This is a genomic window from Amycolatopsis sp. WGS_07 (assembly GCF_045278895.1).
GTDB lineage: Bacteria > Actinomycetota > Actinomycetes > Mycobacteriales > Pseudonocardiaceae > Amycolatopsis.
The window spans coordinates 1,323,868-1,348,422 of sequence record NZ_CP136053.1 but is presented as its reverse complement, the minus strand read 5'-3'; the positions used below and the strand labels follow the sequence as shown (position 1 = coordinate 1,348,422).

Sequence of the window (24,555 nt, the reverse complement as noted above, 5' to 3'; positions counted from 1 at the left end):
TCAAGACCCACATGAGTGCTCCGCAGCCACCGAACCAGCCCTGGGACGGCGGACAGCAGCCGCCGCAGGGCCCGTCGAGTGGTCCTACACCGCAGCAGGACAGTCCCTTCGGCGCGTCGGAGCCGACCCAGGTGGTCCAGCCGGGCCAGCCGCAGCAGCCCGCACAGGGCGGCGGCGCGTTCGGCGACACCCCGGAGCCGACGCAGGTCGTGCAGCCGGGCCAGCCGGCCGACGCGAACGCCACCCAGGTGGTCAACCCCGTGAGCGCCGAGGGCAACGCCGAGTCGACTCAGCTCGTCCCGCCGAGCCAGCAGCCGCAGAACATCCCGTACGCCCCGCCGCCGAGCGCGGCGGACAACCCGGCCGCGGTGGCGGGCTTCGGAGCCCCGCAGGGCTTCGGCCAGCCCGGGCAGCCGGGCCAGCCGGGACAGCCGCCGCAGGGCTTCGGCCAGCCGGGCGGCTTCGACCAGGGCGGCTTCGGCGCCCCGCCGCAGGGCGCGTTCGGCCAGCCGGGCCAGCCCGGGCAGCCGGGTCAGCCGGGCTTCGGCCAGCCCGCCCCGTTCGGCGCGCCCGCCGCGCCCTCGGGCGGCGGCAACGCGCTGTACGGCTACATCGCCGGCGGCGTCGCCGCGGTGCTCGGCCTGATCGCGCTGATCGTCTCGTTCAGCTACATGAGCGACACCAGCGATTACTCGAAGCTGTACGACAGCTCGAGCCGCTACCAGAAGCTGTTCGACGAGGCCGGTCTGGCTTCGCCGGGCGCGCTCTGGTTCTACGTGATCATGATCCTGGTCGGCGCGGTGATCTCGCTGGCGGGCGGCGTCGCGCTGGCGATGGCCGGCCGCGCGGCCGTGCTGCGCAAGCTCGCCCCGATCGGCCTGCTGGCCGGCGGCGTGCTGTTGCTGCTGTTCTCGATCCTCGCGAAGTCGGGGACCTCGGTCAACAGCGACTTCGTCGCCAAGTACGGCGGTGCCGGCTCCAGCGCGACCAGCGGCGGCGGCATGCTGACGCTGATCCTCGGCATCATCGTCCTGATCATCGGCGTGGTCGCGATCATCCCGGCCACCGCGCAGTACGTCGGCCTCGGCGGCCCGTCCTCCGGCGGCCCCGGCGGCCCGCAGCAGCCGGGCGGCTTCGGCGGCGGACAGCCGGGCTTCGGCCAGCCGCAGCAGCCGGGCGGCTTCCCGCCTCCGGGCGGTCCGAACCCGAACAGCGGGGGCTTCCCGCAGCCGGGCGGGCAGAACCCGGGCAGCGGCGCCAACCCGCAGCCGGGCTTCGGGCAGCAGCCGCCTCCCGGTTACGGCCAGCCGGGCCAGCAGCCGGGCTACGGCCAGCCGCCGCAGCAGCCGGGCGGCTTCGGCCAGCCGGGCCAGTACCCGCCGCCGGGCGGGCAGCAGCCGCCTCCCGGCTACGGCCAGCCGGGTCAGCAGCAGCCGCCGCAGCAGTGGTGAGCAGCTGAATCTCCGCGAAGGGCGCCCCGTCTTCGGACGGCGGCGCCCTTCGTCGTTTCCGGTCCGTTTTTCGCGGGATTCACGGCAAGGCAGTGGCCTTTTCCCGGCCGTTCCGGCAGCCGGGGGAATTGCGGCTCCCATGCGCTCGCGCCGGTCCCCAACCGTGCGTTTCCGGGCTAGGGTGAGCGCCGTCCGAAGCGCCTTCCCAGTCCGAGGGGGACCTACCGTGAGCGGCCTGCACGGACTTCCGGCACGGCAGCGGGAACGGGAATCCTCCCCGGCGGGATACCGGCCGAACGGCCTCACGGCGATCGCGGCCGGACTGTTCGGGCTCGTCGCCGCGGCCACGTCCGGCTATCTTCCGGCAAGGCTGTTCCTCGACATTCCCTCCGGATTCAGCCTCGGCGACCTCTCGCCGTTGACGCTCGCCGATCTCGCCGCGTACCTGGCCGCTTCGCTGATCTTGCTGCTCGGCGCGATCTCCACCTTTTTCCGCGCGACCGCGGGTGCGGTGCTGCTCATCGCGGGCGCGCTGATGGCGCTCGGCGCGCTCCTGCTGGAGCCGGCGGTGGGCGGTTCCCCGGCGTACGCCGAGTACGTCCGGACCCTGCTGCGGTTCGAGAGTTTCGCCGCGATCGACCGCGTCACGCTGGCCGCCGCGGTGCTGCTGGTGCTCGTGCTGGCCGGGCTGCCGCGGACCTTCGGCTACCTGCGTTACCGGGTACCGGTGGTGCCTGCTTCGTCACCCTCGCGACAGTGGTGAATTTCGCCCCGAAAACGGACCGGACCTGGCACGATACAGGCATTCCCCCGCCTTCGGCGGAACCACGATGCACCGAGGACTCCCCGTGACTTACCCCCAGAACCCGCAGGGCCAGCCGCAGCAGCCGCAGAGCGGCCCGTTCCCCGGGCAGCAGCCCTACCCGGCGAGCCAGCCGGTGCCGGCGCAGCCGTACCCGGGCGCGCCGCAGCCGCCGTTCGCTCCGCCCGCCGCGGGTCAGCCGTACCCGGCGTACCCGGGCGGGCCTGGCGTGTTCCAGCCGAAGCCGAACGGCGCGACCGCGATCATCGCCGGGATCCTCGCGCTCATCGGCGGCATTTTCGCGATCATCTCGGTCATCGGCGCAGTCGTCGCGCTGTCGGCCATCCACATCACGATCTGGGAGCTCTACGTGGCGCTCGTCGTGAACGTGCTGCTGATCGGCCTGCTGTTCTTCGGCGGCATCGGCCTGTTCCTGCACAAGCCCGCCGCCCGGCTGTGCACGATCATCGGCTGCGGGCTGGTGATCGCGCACGCCGTCCTGAGCATTGTCGACTCCGGAGTCATGGCCGCGGGCTACGCGCGCAGCGCGCAGGTGCTGGGCGCGGGCATCGGCGCTGCCCTGATCGGCCTGATCCCGCCGATCGCGACCCTGGTGCTGGCGCTGGTCAAGCCCACCGCGGAGTGGGTCAACTACCGTCCGGGCGCGCCCGGGCAGCCGGGTGCGTACCCCGCGCCGCAGGGCTGGTGACCAGCGGGGCTGCCGGCGCGGTTTGTGCCGGCAGCCCTCCCGCATGGTGAGTTGCCTCCCAGCTGATGGGATTGTCAGTGGTGCCCCGTACTCTGGGAAACATGGCCGACGACTACTCCGTCCTGGGTTTTGAAACACGCGCGATCCACGCCGGGCAGCAGCCCGATCCCCGCACGGGTGCGGTCATCGTGCCGATTTATCAGACGTCCACGTACGCGCAGGACGGCGTCGGCGGCACCCGCGAGGGCGGCTACGAGTACTCGCGCACCGCGAACCCCACGCGGACCGCGCTGGAGGAAGCCCTCGCCTCGCTCGAAGGCGCGCGGCACACGCTGGCGTTCGCGTCCGGCATGGCCGCGTCCGACGCGGTGCTGCGCACGGTTCTGCGCCCCGGCGACCACCTGGTGCTGGGCAACGACGCGTACGGCGGCACGTTCCGCCTGATCGACAAGGTGCTGAGCCTGTGGGGCGTCGAGCACACGGTCGCCGACCTGAGCCGCATCGACGACGTGCGGGCCGCGATGCGCCCCGAAACGAAGCTGATCTGGTGCGAGTCGCCCACCAACCCGCTGCTGGGCATCGCCGACATCTCGGCGCTGGCAGGCGCGGCCCACGACGCGGGCGCCCGGCTGGTCGTGGACAACACCTTCGCCACCCCGTATCTGCAGACGCCGCTGGCCCTGGGCGCGGACATCGTGGTGCACTCCACCACCAAGTACCTGGGCGGCCACTCGGACGTCGTAGGCGGCGCGGTCGTCACGAACGAGGACGAACTGCGCGAGCAGCTCTTCTACCTGCGCAACGCGGCCGGTGCCGTCCCCGGTCCGTTCGACGCCTGGCTCACCCTGCGCGGTCTCAAGACGCTGGCCCTGCGCATGGACCGGCACAGCGACAACGCCGAACTGGTGGCCCGCACCTTGGCCAAGCACCCGAAGGTCACCAAGGTCTACTACCCCGGCCTGCCGGAACACCCCGGCCACGAGGTGGCGGCGAAGCAGATGCGCCGCTTCGGCGGAATGGTGTCGTTCCGCGTGGCGGGCGGCGAGGAGGCGGCGCTGGAGGTCGCGTCCCGCACGAAGCTGTTCGTGCTGGCGGAGTCCCTTGGCGGTATCGAGAGCCTGATCGAGCACCCCGGCAAGATGACGCACGCCTCCACGGCGGGCTCGACGCTGGAGGTCCCGGAGGACCTGGTCCGGCTGTCGGTCGGCATTGAGGACGGACGCGACCTGGTAGCCGACCTTACGCAGGCGCTGGGCTGACTTTCCGGCTTCGCTGACGGGGCGCTGGGGCTGGTTCCTGGTGCCCCGTCGCGCGTGGAGTCTTCCTGGGGCGGAGTGCCGCTCGCCACGGTGGGACGCGGCTGGTTCACTGCCCTAGTGGAAGCTCTCCGTCGTGCAGGCGACCTGGCCTGCTCTCGCGGAAGCCACCTGACGCACCGCAACCGCGTCGGCGTCCCGGCGGAAGCCGCCTAAACCCGCCGCACCTGCGCGCGATCAACCGTGGCCAATTCGCCCTGCTTCAGCGGAACTCACCGCCGATTCCAGCAGAATCCGCTGCCCCAGCGAACCTTTCCCTCGCTCTGCCCAGCGAATCCGGAGAAATCCCCAGCTGCCGTCAGGGTTTGCTGTTCTCCGGCAACGCATTGGCCTGCCGGGTGCCGGACGTCGCGGGGAGTTCGGTGCCGTTCACGCAGCCGCCGACCAGCTCGATGTGGTTGTCGTGCCGGATGTACTGGGCGGAGCCGGTGCAGGCGGCCGCTTCGACCGTCGCGAAGGCCGCGCCGGTGAGGGCCACGGCGGACAGAATGCCCGCGGCGAGCGGCAGCAGACCGGTGCGGGACTGGGCTCGTGACTTGGCCCGGGAGGTGGTCCCGTGCTGCGCGCGTGCCATGGTCGCACTCCCTGATCATGTGTGGCTGCCGTTATCAGCGTACCGGTCCGCCGGGCAGCGCACCCCGGCCGTCCGTCGGTGGCATCATCGGCGCCATGGAACTGGTCAGCGTCGAGCGCATTCAGGAAGCCAGGAAGCTGCTCGAAGGCATCACCCGCGTCACGCCGATGGAGCACGCCCGCGACCTGCGCCGGCTGCACGGCGGGCCGGTGTACCTCAAGTGCGAGAACCTGCAGCGCACCGGTTCTTTCAAGATCCGCGGCGCGTACACCCGCATTCACGGCCTGACCGCCGAGGAACGCGCCCGCGGCGTCGTCGCGGCCAGCGCCGGGAACCACGCGCAGGGAGTCGCGCTGGCGTCGTCGCTGCTGGGCATTTCCTCGACTGTCTTCATGCCGCTACGCGCTCCGCTGCCGAAACTCGCCGCGACCCGCAGTTACGGCGCGGAGGTGCACCTGCACGGCGCGGTCGTCGACGAAACCCTCGCCGAGGCCATCGCGTTCTCGGAACGCACCGGCGCGGTCTTCATCCACCCGTTCGACCACGCCGACGTCATCGCCGGCCAGGGCACCGTCGGCCTGGAGATTCTCGAACAGGTGCCGGGCGTGAAAACGATCCTCGTCCCGACGGGCGGCGGGGGGCTGGTCGGCGGTGTAGCGGCGGCGGTCAAGGCACTGCACCCGGACGTCCGGGTGATCGGCGTGCAGGCCGAGGATGCCGCCGCGTACCCGCCTTCGCTGGCGGGAGGCGGACCGGTCCGGCTGCGCGAGGTCCACACGATGGCCGACGGGATCGCGGTCGGCGAGCCGGGCAAGACCAGCTACGCGCACGTCCAGTCGCTGGTGGACGACGTCGTGACGGTCACCGAGGAATCCTTGTCCCGCGCGGTATTGCTGTGCCTCGAACGCCGGAAACTGGTCGTGGAACCGGCCGGTGCCGCCTCGGTGGCCGCGCTTTTGCAGCATCCCGGCGCTTTCGAGGCACCAGTGGTCGCGATCCTCTCCGGCGGCAATGTGGATCCCGTGCTGCTGCAACAGATCATCCAGCACGGCATGACCGCGGGCGGCCGTTATCTGAAGCTGCACCTGCGCGTGCCGGACCGCCCGGGCTCGCTGGTTTCGGTGCTGTCGTGCGTGAAGGAGCTGGGCGCGAACGTCCTTGACGTCGAGCACTCCCGCATCTCCGGCAGCCTGGCGCTAGGCGAGGTCGACGTCGCCCTCGCCCTGGAAACCCGCGGCCCGGAACACTGCGAGGACGTCGAGGCCGCCCTCGCCGACGCCGGGTTCACCATCGTCTGACTGTCTACTGTGGACTATCCGGCAGTCGGGCACTGAACCACAGCGGAAGGTAGTCCTCGTCGCGCGGATAGCGTTCCTGGTCGAGCGCGTAGTCCTCCGGCCGGGGCGGCGTGTGGAAGGCCGGTTCGTCGTCCTCGTTGAAGCTGGCCTGGTAGGTCAACGGCGGGTCGATGGTCAGGGAGAGCGTGTACCAGGTGCCCCGCCCTTGGACGTACTTGCCGCGACGCAGCTGAGCCAACGGCTTCGACAACTCCCGCGCGACGGACACCTGCTGCGTGCTGCCGTCGGCCATCCGTGCGCCGCACGCGAGGTTCGCGTGCCTGCCCAACGTCATGAAGTCGAACACGATCCGCTGCCACCCCTCCGGAGCCGCAGCGGCGAGCGCGGTGGCGATCTCATTCAGCAGCTGGTCCTGCTCCTCCGGCGATTCCGCCTCGGGGACCTTCGCGGGAGGGCTCTCCTCGGCAGGCAGATTGACCATCGCCGCCAGCATCCGCTCCTGCGCCGCCTCGCTCACCTCCGGCACCGCGTACCCGGCCGCCCGGATGTGCGCGACAAGTTCGGGATCCGGCGAAATCCCGTGCTCGCGCAGGTAATAGCCGACCGCGCCAGGCCACACCCAGCTGCCGTCGGTCCGGAAATTCAGCGGAACGGCGTCCGTGCGGGACGGATCGAAGGCGTCGGTGTCGTTGCTGCGAGACGCCAGGATAATTGGTGCGCCGTCGAGATAAGCGAGAACCCGCTCCCGCTCCTCCGGTGACAACGCCTCCCGCTCGACGACCGGATTCCCCGCCTCGTCGAAGCCGTCGTAAACGCGCGGAGTACGCAGCTCAGCCGGGTCCGCCTCCGGAGCGGCCGGTTGTGCTTCCTCGGTTCCTGCCCCGCTCGCTCCCGCTTCCTCGGCCGCGATCCCGGCCGCCGCAACCTCGCTTGGCTCGGACTGCGCCTCATCCGCTCGCGAGGCCAGGGCAGCCCGCCCCTCGTCGAACGGCGGCGGGGTAGCAGCCGCTGTTTCGGGGAGGGGTTGGGAGACGGGCAGCTCCGCGTCCAGCGCTGGCGGTGCGGTGGTTTCGGCGGAGGTTGGCGGAACGGGCTCCGCTTCGGTGCCGGGCGGAGTGATGGACTCAGCCGAGGTGGGTTGCCCACTGCCGGGCAGCGGCGGAACCGGCTGCTCCGCTTCGGCGCTAGGCACCGGAGGTGCGGTGGGCTCAGCCGAGGTGGGTTGCTCGTGCTCGCCGCCGGGCATCGGAGGCGTGGTGGGCTCAGCCGAGAGGTGCGGTGGGGCCGGTTGCTCCGCGTTGGCGGCCTGTTCGCCGCTGGACAGCGGCGGCGTGGCGATCCCAGCCGAGGCGGGTTGCTCACTGCCGGGCGGCGGCGTGGCGGACTCACCCGAGGGGAGCGGCCGGGCTGGCTGTTCCACGTTGGCTGCCTGCCCGGTCCCGGGCAATGGCGGAGGCGCGGCTGCTTCAGCTGGCGATTGCGGCTGGGCTGGCTGCTCCGCGTTGGCGGCCTGCTCGCCGCCGGGCAGCGGCGGCGGTGTGGCTGGCTCAGCCGACGGGTGCGGTGCTGCTGGCTGCTCCGTGCTGGCAGCCTGCCCAGTGCCAGGCAGCGGCGGAGGTATCGCAGCCCCAGGCGGCGGACCCTGATTCTCCGCACCAGGCAACGGCGGAGGCACGGCCGGACCGGGCCCAGGCACGGGCGGCGGAACCTGCTGCCCAGGCACCGACGGTCCCGCGTCCTGCTGCGGCGCACCCACTCCAGGCACCGCACCGGCCCGTTGGCGCAGCCACGGTGGCACGAAGCGGTCCTCGCGCGGGAAAAAGCGCAGTTCGTCCTGGAAGCCGATCGGTGGCGGGACCTGTCGCCAGCGCGGTTCGATGTCCGGTTGGTAGTCCGCGAACGGCGGTCGCTGCGGCGAGAACACCAGCGTCGCGCTCAGCCACGTGCCTCGGCCTGGCTGGTACATCCCGTTGCGCAGCACGCCGAACAGCCGCGGCAGCTCCGGATGCGGCTGGACCGGGTAGGTCCGGCCGTCCGGGGCGAGCACGGCGACGTCGACTTCCACGTGCCGTCCCGCCGCGCGGCAGGCGACCTGCAGCTGCTGCCAGCCCGCGGGCAGCGCGGCGGCGGCCGCCTGCCCGATCTGCTGGACGAGATCCTGCTGCTGGGCAGGCGTGAGCGGCACCGGTGGCCGGGTCATGATTTCTGCGGCTCCTCACCGGGCGAACGCTTCATTTCCGATCAGCCGTTCTGCGGCGGGACGATGCCCGCGAGCAGGTTGGCCGGCGTGTAACCGGACTGCACGTCGAAGGTCATCCCGACCGAGCGGGCGAGCACCGCCACCGCCAGCGGGGCCAGCGCGAGGAATCCGTCCGGGTCGGTGGCGCGGTCCTCGGCGGTCCAGTACTCGCGGTGCCGCTCCAGCGCGGAAACGAACGCCTCGGCGAACTTCTCCGAGTCCCGGCGCAGCACGTAGTAGAACATCCGGATCGGCGGGTACACGAGCTGCAGCATCGCCGCGGGCGGCGTGAACTGCGCGGTGTCCGGGTCGGTGCCGTCCATCGCGGGCAGGAACATCTCCGGGGTGACCTCGCGGTGGGCGAGGAACGTCTGCAGCGTTTCGACCCACGGGTACATGTAGGCGTCGTGCTCGATGCCCGACGCGCGCAGCACGTCGAGCGGCACCGCGGCCAGCTGCTGGATCAGCACGTCGTCGCGCTGGATCACGGCGAGCCAGGCCGCGGTGAGCCACGCGGCCGGGTCGGTGCGCGGCGTGGGGCCGGTGGCGGCGAAGCGGCGCGGGCGGCCGATCACCGCGTCGACCTCCTGGCCCTCCGGCGCGCTCGCCGCGGTGAAGGCGGCGGCCGCGGCTTGCGCGGCGAGGGCGAGGTCGCCCCACGTGTCCGGGTCCTCAGCGTCCGGATCGACGACGCTGCGGTACTGCGCGAGCATCAGTTCCCGGCGCAGGACGTTCGCCAATGCGCTGGTGTCCTGCGTGATGTAGTCGAAGTAGAAGGCCACCTGCGGCGACAACTTCTCGATCTGCTTCCACGCGACGTCGATGCTGACGGAGTGCCTGGGAACGGCGGTCATCTATCTCATTCCTCACCGGACGCTGGGGTCAGCGGCGACTTGTAGTCGTAACCGTTGAAGGGCTTGTAGGCGTAGCCGAGGTTCTTGTGCGTGTGCTCGGTCTGGTCGACCAGCGCCCGCACCTCCACATAATCGAGCCTCTTCTGGAGCTTCGCACGCTCGAGCGCGTCCGCGAGGTCGGGGTCGGTGTGGGCCATCTTCTTCACGATGTCGTCGAAGTACTTCGGGTGGCCCTGCCGGTAGGTCCGCATGTCCTCGGGCACGTAGCGGGTGCTGGGCTGGCCGCCCGGCCCCTTCGCCTCGTGCACGATGTAGTGCGGTTCGCCGCCGTTGTGGTAGTCGACCTCCCAGATGTGGTCGAAGTTCCCGGCCCCCGGCTTCTCGCCGTCGATCGGGTGGCGGGGCGTGATGTCCGCGCGCACGTTCCCGTCGCCGTCGACGATCTGGTAGCGGTGGCTGCCCTCCGGTGCGTCCGGGTGCTCCCGGACGTCGAAGTTCTGGTCCGGGTGCGCCTCGGTGAACTCGCGGTGCAGCCGGTCGCGCACCGCGTGCCCGGACGCCTCCTCGCCCAGCTTCTCGGACGCGTCGTTCTTCGCGTTGTGCGCGTCCTTCCACTCGGGAGAGTCGTTCGGGGTGTCGTTGAGTTCGTGGTACTTGGTTTCGCGATCGCGCACCTTCTCGTCGATCGCGTCGTAGTCCTTCTCCCGCCAGTTCGACGTGTCGGAATGCGTTCCGGGCACGTGCTGCTCGCCGGCGTTCTGGTCGTGCTGGCTGTTCCCGGAGTCGTGCTCCCCGGCATGCTGGCCGGAACCGTCGCCCTGGTGCTGGCCGCCGCCCGCGTCGTGCTCCGGAGCGCGCTGCGGTGCGTGGGTGGCCGACCGTGCGTCGTCGTAGCCCATGAACTCCGCGGCGGGCCGGTCGTGCTTGAACACCGGCTTGCCGTCGACGAGGTCCACCGGATGCGGCGGGTTCTGCGGATCGACCGCGGAATGCCTGATCCGCAGCTCCGTGCGCCCGGTTTTCTGGTCGGTCCACTCGTAGTAGTGCTTCTTGATGTACTCCGGGTCCGCGAGGTTTTCCTCGGCGTGCGGCCGTCGGGGCCGGGCCGGTCGCGCCAGTCGACGTCGTCGTCCCCGTCCTCGCCGCGGTGGCGGGAGCTGTCGGCGTCGACGTCGTGCGGGTCGTGGTGTTTGCCGTCCGGGGCGAAACCGTCGTCGCCGACGTGGTGCGACGTGCCGTCGGGACGGTGCACCGACCATTCGCCGTCCGGCGGGATCCGCGGCCGCATCCGTCCGTCGGGGCCGATTTCGTAGTCGGAGGAAAAGACGCGGCCGTTCGAGTCGGTCCACGCCGGCTTGTTCGGAGCCATCACCTCGGTGTCGAGATCGCGCGACAGCCGGTGCGCGAAGTCGTTCGACGCCGCGTCGCAGCCGATCAGCCGGATCGGCCCGCCGTCGTAGTTTCCGTTGCGCCGCAGGATGTCGGCGAACTCTTCCGGCGTGTACAGCCGGTCGCCGATGCGGGCGTGGCCGTCCGCGGTGACGTGCACGTCCACCGTGTAGCGCCCGTCCGGATCCGGCTGGACGCGGTGTGGCAGGTCGCCGAGTTCCGGGTCGTCGCGGTGGTACGAGCTGCCCGCCGGAGTGTCCTCGGCGTGCCGGTGGTTGACCTCGTCCGGCGACAGCGGCTCGTCGTGGTGCGGCGGGGTGCCGTCGTGGGCGGGGTCGTCGTGGTGGTTCGGCCCGTCCGAGTCGTGCTGATTCGGGTCGCGGTGCTCCGGATTGTGGTCGGACTTGTCGTTGCCCGGCTTGCGCTCCGCGTCGTCGTGCTGGCTCGGCTTCTTGTCCGGCTCGGTGTTCTCGTGCCTGCCCGGCTTGTCGCCGTCCTTCGGCTTCCCGGACTCGTCGACGTTCGGTTTGCCGTTCTGCGCCGGGGTTTCCTTGCCAGTCCGTTGTGGAGCGTCGCCAGGCTTGGCCGGGGGCGCGTCAGTACGAGCGCCGCCGCGCGCGACGGGCTCGGGCGAGCCGTCGGGACGACGCGCGCCACCGCCCGCGTCCGGGCCGCCGCGCTGGGCACCTCCCGGACCGGTCGCGACGGCCGCCGCGGCCGGGGGCGCGGAGCCGTCGCCGGAGCCGCGGTTCGCCGGGGCGTGCGATCCGCCGGACGCCGGTGCTGGCTCCGAACGGCCGAGACCCGGGTCCACACCGGGGCGTTTGGGCTGTCCAACGTCGCCGCCATCACCAGGACGCTGCGGACCGCCGCTCGACGAATCCGCCGGACGCTGCGGGGAAGACCCGCCGCCACCGTCAGGACGCTGCGAAGCAGACCCACCGTCCGCGGGCCGTTGCGGAGCGGACCCGCCATCGGACGGGCGTTGCGGGGTCGAGCCACCATCGGAGGGCCGTTGCGGGGTGGACCCGCCATCGGCAGGCCGATGCGGCGTAGAGCCACCGTCCGAAGGACGCTGCGGCGTCGCACCACCGTCGCTGGGCCGCTGCGGAGCGGGCCCGGAACGATCCGGAGTACGGCTGGGACCGCCGCTGTCCGCCGGGCTGGGACCGCCGCTCGGTCGCCGACCCGAAGGACCGCCGTCCGGAACCCGGCTTGCCGGCACCTCAGGAGCCCTGGACCCCGGCGTCCCGGTCCAGCCACCGCCGCTGGGCCGAGGCGACGGACTGCCGCCGCCGGCCGGGGCGTTGGTCGGGGTGCCGCCACCGCCGCCGTGCTGCGGAATTCCGCCGCCCGCCGGGCTCTGGTTCGGCGAACCGCCTCCGTCGTTCGAACGGATGTGTTGCGGGGGAGCGGCCTGCGGCGAAGGAGCGTCCGCGCGGGGCGGGGCATACCCGCTCGCCGACGTCGAGTCGTTGCTGCTGCTCGAACGGTGCGGGCTCGGCTCGCCGCCACCGGAATGCGACCCGCCGCCCGACGGCGCCGACCCGCCGGAGTGCGGGGCGCTGACCGAGGACGGGGCATCGCTGTGCGGAGAGCTTTGCGGCGCGTAAGAACTGTCCGACGGACTGCCTCCGCCACGGGACGTCGGGCTCGCGTCACCGGCGAACGACGACGGGCTGGAGTCCGGGTGGCTCCCGCCGGGGCTGTCGGTCACGCGCCGCGACGAGGACGTCGCAGTGTCTATTGTGGACGGACCGGTGCCGTCCGGCGAGGAGTGCGAGCCGCCCGTCGAGGTCGGGCTGTCGCTGCTGGGACTGTCGGACCCGTTGCGGCTGCTGGAATCTCCCGAACGGTCGCCGGGCGCGTCGGAACCGTCCGAGTCGTTGTGGCTGCTGTTCGGACCGTCGGAGGAATCGGGATCGCCCGACCCGTCGGAGCGGCGCGAACCGGACGGGGAGCCGGGATCCGCGTCGCCTTCGCCGGATCCGCTGTGGTGACCGCCGCCGGAGCCGCCCGTTCCACCGCCGGAACCGCCGCGGTGGAAGAAGCCGCCCGCCTTGATGTTCTTCGTGCTGATGACGTCGAGGCCGGTGACCTTGCCGGCCAGCTTGCCCAGCACCTTGATGATCTTCGTGAAGACCTCGGCGAGCTTGCCGAGCAGCGGCGAGACCCGGCGCATCGTCTCGCACAGCTTGGTCAGCAGTTCGCTGATCTTCTCGCCCCACTTGGAGATCGCCGTGACGGCCTGCGCGACCACCAGCGGCGTCCCGAACCCGAGCGAGAACACCTCCTCCATGACCCAGGAGATCAGCTTGCCCACCAGATCCGCGATGAGCTGCCGCACCAGACCGCGCACGAAGGCGACGACCTGGCCCATGATCATCGTGACCGTGCCGATCGCGCTCGCGACCGTCGCCGCGCCGCCGATCGCCTCGGCCGCCTCCGCCGCGGACTTGCGATAGGCGTCCGCGCCGTCGCCCTTCCACTCGGCGGTGCCGGTCTTGACTGCGTTCTCGAGGTCTTTCTGCCGTTCCTGCAACGACTTCGCGACGTTGCCCCAGGTGTCGGCGTAGGACTGGATCACCGGCGGGTTGCCCGCGACCGAGTCCAGCATGTCCTTCAGCGGCTGCACGTGCTCCATCAGGAACGACGCCACCGACGACATCAGGTAGCCGAACGGGTCGATCGCCGCGCCCGCGATCTCGCCGGCGAGGCTCGCGACGCCGAGGCCGCCGGAAACCCAGTCGCCGTCCGCGATTCCCTTGAACGCGTCCGTCGCCGATTCGGCGATGTTGATGCCGGTGGCGTAGCCGTAGTCGCCGTTGCCCTCGGTGAAGGGCCCCGGACCGTCGCCGTCCTTTTTGGACTGTGCGACCAGAGGATTGCCTTCGGGCATCAGTCGCTCGCCTTCATCGAACCGGCAGCTTCGCCTTCATAGCTTTCGTACGCCTTCGCCGCGTCGCGGACCTTCTGCGCCTGCGCGTCCATCGCGGTGACCGTGTTCTGCAATGCCTCGATCCCGTAGTTCTCCACCGGGTCCAGCATCATCCGGAACGGCTGGCAGAGGATGCCGTACGCGTCGGTGGGCATGCTGACCTGGTTCGCGGCGTCGACAGCCTGCTTCAGCCCGTCGGCGAGCGCGTCGAGCTGCCGGGCGTGCGCCTCGAGATCGCCGCCGATCTCGTAACCCCTGGGTGCCATGGTTTTCTTCCCCCTGGAACGGCTTCCGGTCAGTGCAGGATCGATCCGCCGAAGTCGTCGTCATCGTCCGACGAGCTTCGGCGGCGGCGTTGCTGCTGAGGCGGTGGTGGCGGCGGGGCCGCCGGGCGCGCCGGTGGTGGCGGCGTGGCGGCACCTGCTTCTTCAGCGTCCTCGGGCAGGAACCGGCGCACCCGGTCGGACGCGGACTCGGCCGGCTCCTCGGGCGGCGGCGCGGGGAACGTCCGCTGCGCGTCGGCCACCAGTGTCTCCGTGGTCTGGTCGCCGCCGACGGTCTCGGCCGCGGCCTGCTGCAGCAGTTCGGGGATCCGGGCCTGCGCGCGCTGCACGAGCCGCATCACCTCGGCGGAGACCTCGGCCATCTTCTTGCCCGCCGCGGAGTCCGCGAGCACCAGGTTCTTCAACAGCCCCTTGGCATCCACGGTGACCTCGACCGAACCGTCCTTCGACCGTTCGGTGACAGTCTGGCCCTGCATACGCTCGGCCATCGCCTGGTAGCGGGCAGCGGTCTGCTGGAGCTGCTTCGTCCAGCCCTCGACCATCTGCTCGCTGGCATCGATGCTGTCCGGCATCGGGCCCCTTTCTCCACGGTGACTTCTCCAGAATGACGGACGCGCGACCCCGTCGGTTCCGCGCGGTTCCGAATTGTCCGCGCGGCGCGGTTCTCTATGTACTGCTGACTACTGTACGCGAACTTCTGGTAGCGCGCCGTAATAAAAACGGCCCGCCCGCGAGGTACGCGGACGGGCCGGGGGAAGGGAGGGAGCGGGTCAGAGGTTGCCGCGGCGCTCCTGCTCCCGTTCGATCGCCTCGAACAGAGCCTTGAAGTTGCCCTTGCCGAAGCCGAGCGAACCGTGCCGCTCGATCAGCTCGTAGAACACGGTGGGCCGGTCGCCGATCGGCTTGGTGAAGACCTGCAGCAGGTAGCCGTCCTCGTCGCGGTCGACCAGGATCCGGTGCTCCTTCAGGGTTTCGATCGGCACGCGCACCTTGCCGATCCGGGCGCGCAGCTCGGGGTCATCGTAGTACGAGTCCGGGGTGTCGAGGAACTCGACGCCCGCCTCGCGCATCGCGGTGATGGTGGCGATGATGTCGTTGGTGGCCAACGCGATGTGCTGGCAGCCGGCGCCCTCGTAGAACTCGAGGTACTCGTCGATCTGCGACTTCTTCTTCGCGATCGCCGGCTCGTTGAGCGGGAACTTGACCCGGTGGTTGCCGTTCGACACCACCTTGCTCATCAGCGCCGAGTAGTCGGTGGCGATGTCGTCGCCGACGAACTCCGCCATGTTCACGAAGCCCATGACGCGGTGGTACCAGTCGACCCAGTAGTCCATCTTGCCGAGTTCGACGTTGCCGACGCAGTGGTCGACCGCCTGGAACAGCCGCTTCGGCGCGCCCTCGGGCCGCTTGACGGTGCCCTCGCGCGGCTCGTAGCCGGGCAGGTAGACGCCGTTGTAGCGGGACCGGTCGATGAGCGTGTGCCGGGTCTCGCCGTAGGTGGCGATGGCGGCGCGGCGGATCGTGCCGTGCTCGTCGCTGACGTCGTGCGGCTCCTCGAGGATCGTCGCGCCCTCCTTGCGGGCGTGCTCGATGCACTTGTCGACGTCGGTGGTCTCGAGCGCGAGGTCGATCACGCCGTCGCCGTGGCGGCGGTGGTGGTCGAGCAGCGGTGAGTCCGGCTTCACGCCGCCGGTGATCACGAAGCGTCCGGAACCGGACTTGAGCACGAAGGCCTTGTGGTCGAGCTGTCCCGTTTCGGGACCGGAGTACGCGACCAGCTGCATGCCGAACGCGACCTGGTAGAACCACGCGGTCTGGGTGGCGTTGCCCGCGATGAACACCACCGCGTCCAGTGCCTTGACCGGGAACGGGTCGGTCGAAGCGTCGTGGTCCACCAGTCCGACGAGCTGGCGGAGCTGGTCATAGCTGACGTCGTCGAGTGCGCCGTGCGGATCCATCGTGGAGGTCATGCACTGAGCATGAGTTGCGCCCGGCAAGCTGCGCAACGGTTTCCGTTTCAGCTGGACAATGTGTTCAGCTTATCCTGGATCGGCTCGGTCATCTTGGACAACCTGCGCAGGGAGAAACCGGTGCTTGACTCGCTCGACGCACGGCTGCTGCTGTTGCTCACCGACTCGCCCCGGCTGGGCGTGCTCGAATGCGCGCGCCGGCTCGGTGTCGCACGCGGCACCGTGCAGGCGCGGCTGGACCGCCTCACCGAACGCGGCATCCTCGGCGGCTTCCCGCCTGAACTCGATCTGGCCGCGATGGGATACAGCCTCACCGCGTTCGCCGTACTGGAAATCGCGCAGGGCAAACGCGCCGGTGTCGCGGAGGCACTGGCTGCGATCGACGAAGTGTGCGAAGTGCACGCCACGACCGGACAAGGCGACCTCTTCGTACGCCTTGTCGCGCGTGACAACGACGATCTGCAACGCGTCATCGACGAAGTGGTTGGCGTGCCGGATGTTCTGCGTACGTCGACTTCGATCGCGTTGTCGACACCAGTGCCGCCGCGAGTGCGGCCGTTGCTCGAACGGACGGCTAGGACGCGTACGTGAGATAGCGCTTCGCGGAGCGCTGTACGACGTTATGGCCGTCTGTACGCACAATGGCGTCCCACCACGCGCCGTAGATGGCTTCGAAGGCGTACGGCTCCAACAGCTCCGCGGCGTGCCGTACGACGCTCGGCCGCTCCGGGATGAGGTTCGGGTAGCTGTACATGAAACCGACGTGCGTACGGTCTGGGATGACCTGCACGATGTCGCCGGTCAGCAGCGCACCGCGGCCTTCCTCGCCGTCCGGCCAGTGCATCACGGTGCCGCCGGAGAAGTGCACGCCGAGGTTGATCAGCTGGAGATCCGGCGAGACGTCAAGCGTCGTGCCGGTCCACAGCTGGATCGACGAGTCCGGCCGGCCGATCCACTGCTGGTCGTTTTCGTGCAGGTAGACCGGGACATCGAAGGCGTGCGCCCACTCGACCATCGTCGTGTAGTAGTGCGGATGGCTGATCGCGATGCCGGTGATGCCGCCGAGTTCGGTGATCTTGCCGATCAGCTCGTCGTCCAGGTAGGCGGCGCAGTCCCACAGGAAATTGCCGCTCGCCGCGCGCACCAGCAGCGCGCGCTGGCCGATCGCGACTCCCGGATCCGAGCCGACGCCGATGATGCCCGGCCCCTGCTCCTCTACCCGCGGCTTGTGCGCACCGCGCGAGCGGAGCGTCGCCAGGTCGGTCCATTGCTGTCCGCCCGGCGGCACGTACTGGCGTTCGTCGGTGCAGATCGGGCAGTCCGCGCGCGGGGCGGCGTACTGCATTCCGCACGCGAGGCATAGCGGAAGAGTGCTCATCGGTGTCCTCCCAGTGGTTTCGCTGGAAGACACTAGACCGCCGAACGCGCGCCGGGCCACGGGAAACCGGGCGGGCGCGCGTTCGGCAGCGACGAGTCAGGACTCGCTGTAGGGCACCGCCTTGACCAGGGTGACCTTCATGGTCTTGCCGTTGGGCAGCTCGTACTCGCGGGACTCGCCCTCCTTGGCGCCGAGCAGGGCCTTGCCCAGCGGCGACTCGGGGAGTACACGTCGAGCGCGCCCTCCGCGCCTTCCTCACGGGTGGCGAGCAGGAACTTCTCCTCCTCGTCGTCCCCGTCGTACTTGACGGTGAGCACCTTGCCCGGTCCGGCGGTGCCGTCGTCGTCCGGCGCCTCGCCGACCTTCGCGTTGCGCAGCAGCTCCTGCAGATGCCGGATGCGGGCCTCGGCCTGGCCCTGCTCCTCGCGAGCTGCGTGGTAGCCGCCGTTCTCCTTGAGGTCGCCCTCTTCGCGGCTGTCGTTGATGCGGGCGGCGATGACCGGACGATTCTCGATCATTTCGTCGAGCTCGTGCTTGAGCCTGTCGTAGGCATCCTGGGTCAGCCAGGTCACCTTGGTGTCGCTCACGGTCACCATCTCCTCGTAGGGCCTGCCAGGCTTGGGTGTACAAGCCGGCCACCGCGTACGCACGCGGCTGAGATAAAGGAAAAACACGGCCCGTCGGGGGCCGTGCTGGTGTACGAGCGTATCACGGCAGGACAGGTCGACGCCGGTCCATTTCACGCCGCGCGGACGCTCGCCGCGCATTTCACTCCGTTGGCCGCTACGGGGTTGACAGATAGCGTGGTATGGAATACGAGCAGCCGAACACGTCGGCGGTCACCGGGGCTCCGATGCTCTTCACCACTGTGTTCACCCTGCTGTGGCCGGCCCCGGCGGGGACCAGCACCTCCCGGCGGCCGCTTTCCGCGCCGGATTTGTCGCGCACCCGGACGACGCACACGCCGGGCTTGCTGTCGTCGTCCCTCGTGACGTTGAGGGTGACTTCCATCGCGTCGTTCGGCAGCTCCTTGAAGCCGACGCGCTCCGCCTCGATCGGGGTCTGGCCGAGGTTGAGGTAGTAGATCCAGCCGATCGCGGCGCTGACCACCAGCGCGACGGCCACGAAAAGCCACCTGCGCCAGCGCTTCGACGGCTTGCCCTTGCCCGCGGTGCCGTACCGGTCCGCGGGTCGCGCCGGCACGGCGCCACCCTCCGCGGTCACGGTCTCCCCGCTCGGCAAATCCGGGCCTCCGGTCAAACTTGTCGTACCCCTGAGGACAATGGGTGGCGCGGCCGGTCCGGGGCACCACCCTGGTCGAGTATCCGCGACCCGTTCCGGCGGCGCGGAGCCGGGGCGGTTTACCGCGGCGCAACCAGGTGTCACGGAATAACAGGACAGGAAAGGGCCGTTCGGACCATGGTGGGAGCCGACGAGCTGACAACAGAAGACCGCAAGCAGCGACTGCGCCTGATGGCGGTGCACGCCCATCCCGACGACGAGTCGAGCAAGGGCGCCGCCACGATGGCCAAATACGTCGCCGAAGGGCACGAGGTCATGGTCGTGACCTGCACCGGAGGCGAGGCGGGCAGCATTCTCAACCCGGCCATGGACCGGCCGGACGTGCTCGCGAACATGACCGAGATCCGCCGCGAGGAGATGGCGCGCGCGGCGAAGATCCTCGGCGTGAGCCACCGCTGGCTGGGTTTCATCGACTCCGGGCTGCCCGAGGGCGACCCGCTTCCGCCGGTGCCGGAGGGCTCGTTCGCGGTGGTCCCGCTAGAGGAGTCCACCGAGGCGCTGGTGCGCGTGATCCGCGAGTTCCGCCCGCACGTCGTCACCACGTACGACGAGAACGGCGGCTACCCGCACCCGGACCACATCCGCACCCACGAGGTGTCGATGGCGGCCTTCGACGCCGCGGGCGACCCGGAGCGGTTCCCGGAGGCAGGCGAGCCGTGGCAGCCGCTGAAGCTGTACTACATGCACGGGTTCTCCAAGGCCAGGATGGTGGCGTTCGACACCGCGCTCAAGGAGGCCGGGCTGGAGTCGCCGTACGAGGAGTGGCTCAAGTCCTGGGACCCGGACCGCGCCGACATCATGGAGCGGGTGACGACCCGGATCGAGTGCGGGGAATACTTCGAGGTGCGCGACGAGGCGCTGAAGGCGCACGCCACGCAGATCGACCCGACCAGCCGCTGGTTCGCCGTTCCGCTGGAGATCCAGCGCGAGGTGTGGCCCACTGAGGAGTACGAGCTGAACCGCTCCCTGGTGGACAGCACGCTGCCGGAGGACGATCTGTTCGCAGGCATCAAGGAGAAGGTGAGCCCATGAGTTTCGGTGTGCCGGCCGTCGCGGTCGTCCCGCTGACCGCGTCGGCAATGGTGCTGGCCCAGCAACCGGACAGCGGGGACAACGGCGGCCAGGGCGAGGACTTCGGCAAGTCCTCGCCGGTCGGGCTGCTGGTGCTGATCCTGTTCCTGATCGCGGTCGTCTTCCTCGTTCGGTCGATGAGCAAGCACCTCAAGAAGGTGCCGGAGACGTTCGACAAGGAAGAGGCCGCTTCGGAGCCCGGTTCTTCGGAGCCCGCTGCCGAGGCTGAACCCGAGGCAGCCCCGGCTGCCGAGAAGAAGCCGGACGCGGCGGCGGCCAAGAAGAGCGACTGACCTCCCGGCGACGGGCCTGGACTAGCCGGTCAGCCCGTCGCGGAGGGCGGCGAGCTTGTCCGTGAGCAGGCTGTCCTCGCCGGGCAGCACGGTGATGTACCGGTTTCCCTCGGGCCCGGACACCTCGAACGCGACGCGACCGTCGGTGAGGTCGAGGTAGCTGAGCGGCCCGGCTTCCGCACGCCCTGGCCGAGCCGGCGCACGCACGGCGACGGTCATCTCGCCGACGCCGAACCAGGTCTGCTGGAACAGATCGTCGACCACGCGGGCGACCGGACTGCGGCCGTCGGTGTGGTCCGCCTGGAAGTCCTCCTGGGGCAGCGAGAACGCGGCCAGCGGCGCCGGCCGGTACCGCGGCAGGCTCGCGACCAGCGCCCCGGCCGGTGAGCGGATCCCGTCCAGCACCTTCAGCCGCACCCGATCGCCAGCGCACAACGCCTTCACCCCAGTCCGACCCCGGACGGCGACGAGCACGCTGTACCGGGTGTCCTGGTTCTCGACATGGGCGACGTACTCGGTGTCGGCCCGGGCCAGCGCGTAGAGCACGTCCTCGAACTCGTCGACGAACCGTCCGCGGTCGAGCAGGCCCAGCCAGGCCAGCTCCTCCCGGACCGCCTCGTCAACCCGCTCGGAAGCGAACCGAAGCCGACCCGAGAACACCGGATGCGGCTCGTCGAACCCAGCTTCCCGGAGCGCGCCGAGGAGGGCGTCGAGGGACAGCTCGGTCGTGCGCACCGCTGATTCCTCCCCGACGGCCTAGCGGGCCGGCCGGTCCCCGATCACCGGAGGAGTCGACTTGAGATCGCGCGTGCCGAACACGTCCGGGTCGGTCTCCTGGAGGTAGGGCGGGGCTGGTTTCTCTTTGTCTCCTTCACGGTTCTTGGCGGGTAGCCCGCCGCCGAGGAGGCTGCCGGTTTTCCCTGTGGTGCTTGGAGTTCCGGCGGTGCCACGGGTTGGTGCTGGGTTACTGCGGGTGCCGATATCGCCCGTGCCGCCGCGTGACTCGCCGGTGCCCGGCAACGGAACGACGGGCTGATCGAATCCGCTTGAGCCCGCGGGGTTGCTTGGCTGGCCGACCGGACCGAACTGGTAACCGGGCGGCAGCGGAGGCGCGCTGGTGCGGTACGAACTGGCGTGAGTCGAGTCCGGGTGTTTGGTCGCTTCGGGCGGTGCCGCCGGAGCGCTGCCTCCCACCGGATCAGGTTCGCGGCTGCCCGCGTGACTCGCCGGGCGGTAGCTGCCTGCCTCGGAGATCGGCTCACGTGGTTTCGGAACTGGCGGTGCCTCTGCGTGAGGACCTGGCCGGGTCACTCCGGGCTGGTGGCTGTCGGGCGGTTCACTGCTCGGGTTATGAGGGCCTTTGACCGGGTGCTTTCGTCGTTCGCCGGTGCTTGCGAGGCTCACGGACGCACCGGTGTCGCTCAGCTCCGCGTAACGTGCCGGAATCCGGTCGGAGTTCGTGCCCGTCGTCGAGTGGTAGCTGGTGTAAGCGTCGATATTGTGCTGGGCATCGGCCTGCCATTGGCCGAGCCGGCCGGAGTAGCTGTCCTTCCCGTTGAGCACGTCGTACACGTCCTGCGCGGTGATTTCCGGCCGTTCGCCAACCGGCTTCACGGTGTTTTTGACGGTCTGGAAAGCAGACAACTGCCCGTCCGCAGCGGCCTGGGCGAACACCAGGTTCGCGCTGTGGTCCAGGGAGGCGGCGAGCAGGGGAGAAGCCGAATTCGCGGCTTCCTCAGCGGAGACTCCATGCCAGCCGGCGCGCACTTTCTCCGCGAGCTGGGCGATTTCGTCGGCGCGATTCAGCAGCCGCTCGCTGAGATCCTTCGCGGCTTGATGAGTCTCCCCGAGGGATTCGGGGCCCTGCCCTTCGGTGATTTTGTGGTAGATCTCCTCGGGGGTCAATGATTGACCGGCCATCAGCGTCCTCCTCGCAGATTGCCGAGTACTTTTTCCGCGACGTCCCGGGCGGATTCGCACGGATCCTTCTCGCCTTTGTGCGCCGCCGATTGAGTGATCGACACGACTGCGGTTTCGCGGTCGCTGGTTCCCAGTGCGACGTCGCATTCGCCGTCGCTGGCCCGGTGATCGCGGCCGCCGTAAGCGACGATCGGGTAGCCGTCGACGGGGGCGAGGGGAAGGAAGAACGGGTAGGCGTCGCCTTTGGCGCCGTAGACCGAGGTCAGTCCGAGCTTGTCGATGTTCGGGAATACGACCACGATCTGCGCCTGGGAGAACCATCCGCAAGCCGGCCCGACGGGGCCGTGCGGATCCGGCTTGACCCGGGCGCCGTCACCGAGAAGGTTGGAGATCTGTGCCGAAGTCAAGGCGTCGCACGGGTTTTGCTTGAACCGGGTGATGTCGAGGGGGTTCGGTACCTTCGGCACGCCGGGGCCGGGAACCTGGCCAGCCGCGGTGCTGCTCGGTGCCGGCGGCGTGGTGCGTTCGGCCGGGATGGCCCCGCCGGGGATCGTGCTCGCGCAACCGGCCAGGCTGCACAGGGCGACTGCGGTGAGCGCGTGGGCGCGTCTCACAGGCCTCCCCCAGTCTTGCCGATTTCAGTCGAGTGCGCATCCTCGGCGGCTGCGTATTTTGTGAGCGCCGCGCGGTATTTCGCAGCCTGTTCCCGGCAGTATCTTTCGCACTGCCGAAGCGAGCCGTCCAAAGCTTCCCCGGAGTCACGGAACAGTGCCGCGTTGCCCGCGCTGGAAAAATCCTGTCCGGGCGGCTTTGTCTTCTTGAAGATTGCGGCGTAGGTCTGGTCCAGGCGGTATTTATCGGCGAGATCGTCATATAATCTGGCGAGTTCCTGAAGCGTTCCCTTGTCGTACGAGTAGCCGTCGCCCAACAACGGCGCGACCGCCAACGTCTCGAACGAGGCTCCCCCGTACCTCCGGGCCGGAGGCAGGTGGGGTTGCTGATTGTCGGTCACGATGTACGCCTCCCCTTGCGTAGATCGTCCCGGGTCCGCTGGGCCCAGACACTTGGTCACCCTCTGACACCGGATGGTTACTGTAGTCGCCCCGATTAAGCCTGTCTGCATTTGCGAACTGCAAATGGCAGGGGAGTTCGCGGTTTATGGACCTGAGCAGGGCAGCTGTCCCACGGCCAACAGCAAGCATCACCCGAATGTCCTACGCCGCAGACGGCCAAGACCGTCTGATCAGCGTCGTTCGGCCAGTTGCTCGTCGTAAAGGCTCTCCGGTGCCTGATGCTTGCCCGGCGACCCGATCTCGCCGTTTCGATGGCCCGACGGCGGTTTGCTCTGCGTACCGGTGCATCCGAGCGCCCAGTTGTGTGCGGTCGGCGGGTTTTCCACGAGGTACGAGCCGACGTCGCAGTTCCACAGCACCGAATTCGCCCCGGCCCAGCCCTGGCCGCTGCCCATCCACTGGCGGTCGGACAGTTGAAGGTGGCCGGACGGCGGGCTCATCTTGATGTCGTCATACAGGGTTCCGCTCGCCCAGCGCTGGTGCGGTCCGGCGTCGAGGATGCGGGAGCCGGTGTTGGTCGCGGTGCAGTGGCTGATCACGTTCGGGCCGGGCACTCGGGCTTGCGTGATCCAGGCGTGCAGGTTGCTGCCGGTGACAACGCATTGCCGCACCAGGGTTTCCTGTCCGCTGATCGTGTAGGCGGCTGGCTGGTCGTGGATGTCCTGCGGGACGGATTCGTCGAGGGACGAGGTGTGCAGCAGGCTGGTCCGGATCGCGTTTTGCCCAATCCCGAAGGCGGAGCCGAAATGGTCGGCGACTACGTCGTTGACCCACACGTCCTGCGCGGCGTCGACGGACACCAGCTGGGATTTGAAGAAGCCGTCGTTGTGCCAGGCGGGATCCTGTTCGAACTCGGCGCCGTCCGCGGACAGGTGGGCGAGACCGGAGCCGCTGATCCGGCCGGGATACGAATAGCGCGTGACGGTCGCGTGCGTGTATTGGCTTTCCAGCGCGTTGGTCAGCGGTACGTCGAATTGGACGGTTTTCCCGTTGATAGCGGTGATTGTCCGGTCGAACTGGAGGCCGGTGTTCGGGGTCCACTGTTTGCTCGGGGTGCCGTTCGGCCGCGGCGGGATTTTGTCCATGCCGATCGCGTGAATCCACGATTGTTCCTGTGGACGCTGCACGAGGACGTGGTCGCCGACGTGCAGGGAGGATGCGTCGTTGACGTCGAGCCGGTCCGCGCCGACTGGGACGTAACCGCTGGTGACCGGGATCGCTGAGCCGAGGGACCGCGAACCGGTGCCGGCGATGGTGACCAAGGTGTGCAGTTTGCCTGCCGCGACCAGTTTGGTTCCGCTGCCCGCGCCGCGCAGTTCGACGTTGCTGGCGCTGATCCGCAGGGTTCCTTCGAGCCGGAAGTCGCCGGCTGCCAGTTGGACGGCACCCGGTTTGCCGCTGTTCGCGACCTGGTTGATGGCCTGCTGAATACGCGCGGTGTCATCGCCGGACGGCTGCGGCTCGACGGTCGCGGCCACCGGCAGTTCGGGCGGAGTGTCCCCGTTGCGGTAGCCGACGCGGGAGAAATCGGGGATCTGGTTGCCTTGGCCGTCCGTGCCGTAGGAGAGGCGGCCGTTCGCGAAGGTGACCCAGTTCGGTGCCGCGGATGCCGCAGGGGTGCTGCAACCGGACAAACCAAGACATCCGATGAATACGACAGCAAAAAGGGACTTCAACCCCAGCAATCGCTTCAT

At 69.6% G+C, this 24,555-nt stretch carries 25 protein-coding genes and 1 pseudogene; 11 read left to right on the top strand and 15 right to left on the bottom strand.

The window, feature by feature from the left end; translation table 11 throughout:
* Positions 1 to 11 precede the first annotated feature (11 nt).
* The 4 genes from RPX00_RS06190 (at position 12) to RPX00_RS06175 (ending at position 4,221) form a co-directional block, all read left to right on the top strand.
* Positions 12 to 1,451: a hypothetical protein gene (locus RPX00_RS06190; protein ID WP_406638291.1), complete on the top strand. Its 1,440-nt coding sequence runs from the start codon at positions 12 to 14 to the stop codon at positions 1,449 to 1,451.
* A gap of 226 nt (positions 1,452 to 1,677) precedes the next feature.
* Positions 1,678 to 2,214 carry a hypothetical protein gene (locus RPX00_RS06185; RefSeq protein ID WP_406638289.1) on the top strand — a complete coding sequence of 179 codons (537 nt, stop codon included), beginning with the start codon at positions 1,678 to 1,680 and terminating at the stop codon, positions 2,212 to 2,214.
* A gap of 85 nt (positions 2,215 to 2,299) precedes the next feature.
* The gene (locus RPX00_RS06180; RefSeq protein WP_406638287.1) at positions 2,300 to 2,962 is read left to right on the top strand and encodes a hypothetical protein; all 663 of its coding nucleotides are present in this window, start codon (positions 2,300 to 2,302) and stop codon (positions 2,960 to 2,962) included.
* Positions 2,963 to 3,063: 101 nt separating this feature from the next.
* The gene (locus RPX00_RS06175) at positions 3,064 to 4,221 is read left to right on the top strand and encodes a cystathionine gamma-synthase (RefSeq protein WP_406638285.1); all 1,158 of its coding nucleotides are present in this window, start codon (positions 3,064 to 3,066) and stop codon (positions 4,219 to 4,221) included.
* A 355-nt stretch (positions 4,222 to 4,576) separates the two neighbouring features.
* On the opposite strand, the gene RPX00_RS06170 is transcribed toward RPX00_RS06175, so the two are convergent.
* Positions 4,577 to 4,852, bottom strand: coding sequence for a hypothetical protein (locus RPX00_RS06170; protein ID WP_406638283.1), 276 nt, complete (start codon positions 4,850 to 4,852; stop codon positions 4,577 to 4,579).
* A gap of 95 nt (positions 4,853 to 4,947) precedes the next feature.
* On the opposite strand from RPX00_RS06170, the gene ilvA reads away from it, so the two are divergent.
* Complete coding sequence (ilvA, locus tag RPX00_RS06165; RefSeq protein WP_406638281.1) at positions 4,948 to 6,150, top strand: threonine ammonia-lyase; 1,203 nt, start codon at positions 4,948 to 4,950, stop codon at positions 6,148 to 6,150.
* A gap of 4 nt (positions 6,151 to 6,154) precedes the next feature.
* On the opposite strand, the gene RPX00_RS06160 is transcribed toward ilvA, so the two are convergent.
* Genes RPX00_RS06160 through RPX00_RS06150 form a run of 3 tightly spaced genes read right to left on the bottom strand, consistent with a single transcriptional unit; the run spans position 6,155 to position 10,199 of the window.
* Positions 6,155 to 8,350: a hypothetical protein gene (locus tag RPX00_RS06160; protein ID WP_406638280.1), complete on the bottom strand. Its 2,196-nt coding sequence runs from the start codon at positions 8,348 to 8,350 to the stop codon at positions 6,155 to 6,157.
* Between the two features lie 41 nt (positions 8,351 to 8,391).
* Complete coding sequence (locus RPX00_RS06155) at positions 8,392 to 9,243, bottom strand: immunity 49 family protein (protein ID WP_406638278.1); 852 nt, start codon at positions 9,241 to 9,243, stop codon at positions 8,392 to 8,394.
* Positions 9,244 to 9,248: 5 nt separating this feature from the next.
* A complete protein-coding gene (locus RPX00_RS06150) occupies positions 9,249 to 10,199 on the bottom strand; it encodes a hypothetical protein (RefSeq protein WP_406638276.1) in 951 nt (316 codons plus the stop codon).
* A 1,749-nt stretch (positions 10,200 to 11,948) separates the two neighbouring features.
* On the opposite strand from RPX00_RS06150, the gene RPX00_RS06145 reads away from it, so the two are divergent.
* From RPX00_RS06145 to RPX00_RS06135, 3 genes are all read left to right on the top strand, one after another.
* Positions 11,949 to 12,245, top strand: a complete 297-nt coding sequence (locus tag RPX00_RS06145) for a hypothetical protein (protein ID WP_406638274.1) — start codon at positions 11,949 to 11,951, stop codon at positions 12,243 to 12,245.
* A gap of 126 nt (positions 12,246 to 12,371) precedes the next feature.
* On the top strand, positions 12,372 to 12,632 hold the full coding sequence (locus tag RPX00_RS06140) for a hypothetical protein (protein WP_406638272.1): 261 nt from the start codon (positions 12,372 to 12,374) through the stop codon (positions 12,630 to 12,632).
* A 63-nt stretch (positions 12,633 to 12,695) separates the two neighbouring features.
* On the top strand, positions 12,696 to 13,097 hold the full coding sequence (locus RPX00_RS06135) for a hypothetical protein (protein ID WP_406638270.1): 402 nt from the start codon (positions 12,696 to 12,698) through the stop codon (positions 13,095 to 13,097).
* 433 nt (positions 13,098 to 13,530) lie between these two features.
* Here RPX00_RS06135 and RPX00_RS06130 read toward each other — a convergent pair whose 3' ends face one another.
* The 3 genes from RPX00_RS06130 to hppD all read right to left on the bottom strand — a co-directional run bounded on the left by RPX00_RS06130 (position 13,531) and on the right by hppD (position 15,824).
* Entirely contained in the window at positions 13,531 to 13,836 is a 306-nt protein-coding gene (locus RPX00_RS06130) for a type VII secretion target (RefSeq protein WP_406638269.1), read from the bottom strand.
* Between the two features lie 29 nt (positions 13,837 to 13,865).
* Positions 13,866 to 14,426: a YbaB/EbfC family nucleoid-associated protein gene (locus RPX00_RS06125; RefSeq protein ID WP_406638267.1), complete on the bottom strand. Its 561-nt coding sequence runs from the start codon at positions 14,424 to 14,426 to the stop codon at positions 13,866 to 13,868.
* 198 nt (positions 14,427 to 14,624) lie between these two features.
* On the bottom strand, positions 14,625 to 15,824 hold the full coding sequence (hppD, locus tag RPX00_RS06120; protein ID WP_037816724.1) for a 4-hydroxyphenylpyruvate dioxygenase: 1,200 nt from the start codon (positions 15,822 to 15,824) through the stop codon (positions 14,625 to 14,627).
* Between the two features lie 120 nt (positions 15,825 to 15,944).
* Between hppD and RPX00_RS06115 the strand changes: the two genes are divergently transcribed.
* Positions 15,945 to 16,415 (top strand): Lrp/AsnC family transcriptional regulator, encoded by a 471-nt coding sequence (locus tag RPX00_RS06115; protein WP_009083170.1) that lies wholly within the window; start codon positions 15,945 to 15,947, stop codon positions 16,413 to 16,415.
* On the opposite strand, the gene RPX00_RS06110 is transcribed toward RPX00_RS06115, so the two are convergent.
* The 3 genes and pseudogenes from RPX00_RS06110 to RPX00_RS06100 form a co-directional block, all read right to left on the bottom strand.
* Positions 16,399 to 17,202: an MBL fold metallo-hydrolase gene (locus tag RPX00_RS06110; protein WP_406638265.1), complete on the bottom strand. Its 804-nt coding sequence runs from the start codon at positions 17,200 to 17,202 to the stop codon at positions 16,399 to 16,401. The two genes, RPX00_RS06115 and RPX00_RS06110, sit on opposite strands and share 17 nt — an antisense overlap.
* 96 nt (positions 17,203 to 17,298) lie before the next feature.
* Positions 17,299 to 17,798: pseudogene (greA, locus tag RPX00_RS06105) on the bottom strand (transcription elongation factor GreA).
* A gap of 187 nt (positions 17,799 to 17,985) precedes the next feature.
* Complete coding sequence (locus RPX00_RS06100; protein WP_406638263.1) at positions 17,986 to 18,462, bottom strand: DUF4307 domain-containing protein; 477 nt, start codon at positions 18,460 to 18,462, stop codon at positions 17,986 to 17,988.
* Positions 18,463 to 18,621: 159 nt separating this feature from the next.
* Between RPX00_RS06100 and mca the strand changes: the two genes are divergently transcribed.
* Together mca and RPX00_RS06090 are read left to right on the top strand one after the other, a co-directional pair.
* A complete protein-coding gene (gene mca, locus RPX00_RS06095) occupies positions 18,622 to 19,536 on the top strand; it encodes a mycothiol conjugate amidase Mca (protein ID WP_406638262.1) in 915 nt (304 codons plus the stop codon).
* Positions 19,533 to 19,868 (top strand): hypothetical protein, encoded by a 336-nt coding sequence (locus RPX00_RS06090; protein WP_406638260.1) that lies wholly within the window; start codon positions 19,533 to 19,535, stop codon positions 19,866 to 19,868. Before mca ends, RPX00_RS06090 begins: the two co-directional genes overlap by 4 nt.
* Before the next feature lie 21 nt (positions 19,869 to 19,889).
* Here the strand turns inward: RPX00_RS06090 and RPX00_RS06085 are convergent, their stop codons facing one another.
* The 5 genes from RPX00_RS06085 to RPX00_RS06065 form a co-directional block, all read right to left on the bottom strand.
* The gene (locus tag RPX00_RS06085) at positions 19,890 to 20,603 is read right to left on the bottom strand and encodes an ESX secretion-associated protein EspG (RefSeq protein WP_406638258.1); all 714 of its coding nucleotides are present in this window, start codon (positions 20,601 to 20,603) and stop codon (positions 19,890 to 19,892) included.
* Positions 20,604 to 20,624: 21 nt separating this feature from the next.
* On the bottom strand, positions 20,625 to 21,773 hold the full coding sequence (locus tag RPX00_RS06080) for a PPE domain-containing protein (protein WP_406638254.1): 1,149 nt from the start codon (positions 21,771 to 21,773) through the stop codon (positions 20,625 to 20,627).
* 14 nt (positions 21,774 to 21,787) lie between these two features.
* Positions 21,788 to 22,402: a DUF3558 domain-containing protein gene (locus tag RPX00_RS06075; protein ID WP_406638252.1), complete on the bottom strand. Its 615-nt coding sequence runs from the start codon at positions 22,400 to 22,402 to the stop codon at positions 21,788 to 21,790.
* Positions 22,399 to 22,800: a hypothetical protein gene (locus tag RPX00_RS06070; RefSeq protein ID WP_406638250.1), complete on the bottom strand. Its 402-nt coding sequence runs from the start codon at positions 22,798 to 22,800 to the stop codon at positions 22,399 to 22,401. Before RPX00_RS06070 ends, RPX00_RS06075 begins: the two co-directional genes overlap by 4 nt.
* A gap of 231 nt (positions 22,801 to 23,031) precedes the next feature.
* A complete protein-coding gene (locus RPX00_RS06065; protein ID WP_406638248.1) occupies positions 23,032 to 24,555 on the bottom strand; it encodes a hypothetical protein in 1,524 nt (507 codons plus the stop codon).

Excerpts from the sequence above, each read along its gene's own strand:
- RPX00_RS06065 (WP_406638248.1), bottom strand. The coding sequence starts at position 24,555 with ATGAAGCGATTGCTGGGGTTGAAGTCCCTTTTTGCTGTCGTATTCATC.
- RPX00_RS06135 (WP_406638270.1), top strand. The coding sequence starts at position 12,696 with ATGTTCTTCGTGCTGATGACGTCGAGGCCGGTGACCTTGCCGGCCAGC.
- mca (WP_406638262.1), top strand. The coding sequence starts at position 18,622 with ATGGTGGGAGCCGACGAGCTGACAACAGAAGACCGCAAGCAGCGACTG.
- ilvA (WP_406638281.1), top strand. The coding sequence starts at position 4,948 with ATGGAACTGGTCAGCGTCGAGCGCATTCAGGAAGCCAGGAAGCTGCTC.
- RPX00_RS06160 (WP_406638280.1), bottom strand. The coding sequence starts at position 8,350 with ATGACCCGGCCACCGGTGCCGCTCACGCCTGCCCAGCAGCAGGATCTC.
- RPX00_RS06090 (WP_406638260.1), top strand. The coding sequence starts at position 19,533 with ATGAGTTTCGGTGTGCCGGCCGTCGCGGTCGTCCCGCTGACCGCGTCG.
- RPX00_RS06130 (WP_406638269.1), bottom strand. The coding sequence starts at position 13,836 with ATGGCACCCAGGGGTTACGAGATCGGCGGCGATCTCGAGGCGCACGCC.
- RPX00_RS06155 (WP_406638278.1), bottom strand. The coding sequence starts at position 9,243 with ATGACCGCCGTTCCCAGGCACTCCGTCAGCATCGACGTCGCGTGGAAG.
- RPX00_RS06170 (WP_406638283.1), bottom strand. The coding sequence starts at position 4,852 with ATGGCACGCGCGCAGCACGGGACCACCTCCCGGGCCAAGTCACGAGCC.
- RPX00_RS06110 (WP_406638265.1), bottom strand. The coding sequence starts at position 17,202 with ATGAGCACTCTTCCGCTATGCCTCGCGTGCGGAATGCAGTACGCCGCC.
- RPX00_RS06125 (WP_406638267.1), bottom strand. The coding sequence starts at position 14,426 with ATGCCGGACAGCATCGATGCCAGCGAGCAGATGGTCGAGGGCTGGACG.
- RPX00_RS06175 (WP_406638285.1), top strand. The coding sequence starts at position 3,064 with ATGGCCGACGACTACTCCGTCCTGGGTTTTGAAACACGCGCGATCCAC.
- RPX00_RS06190 (WP_406638291.1), top strand. The coding sequence starts at position 12 with ATGAGTGCTCCGCAGCCACCGAACCAGCCCTGGGACGGCGGACAGCAG.
- hppD (WP_037816724.1), bottom strand. The coding sequence starts at position 15,824 with ATGACCTCCACGATGGATCCGCACGGCGCACTCGACGACGTCAGCTAT.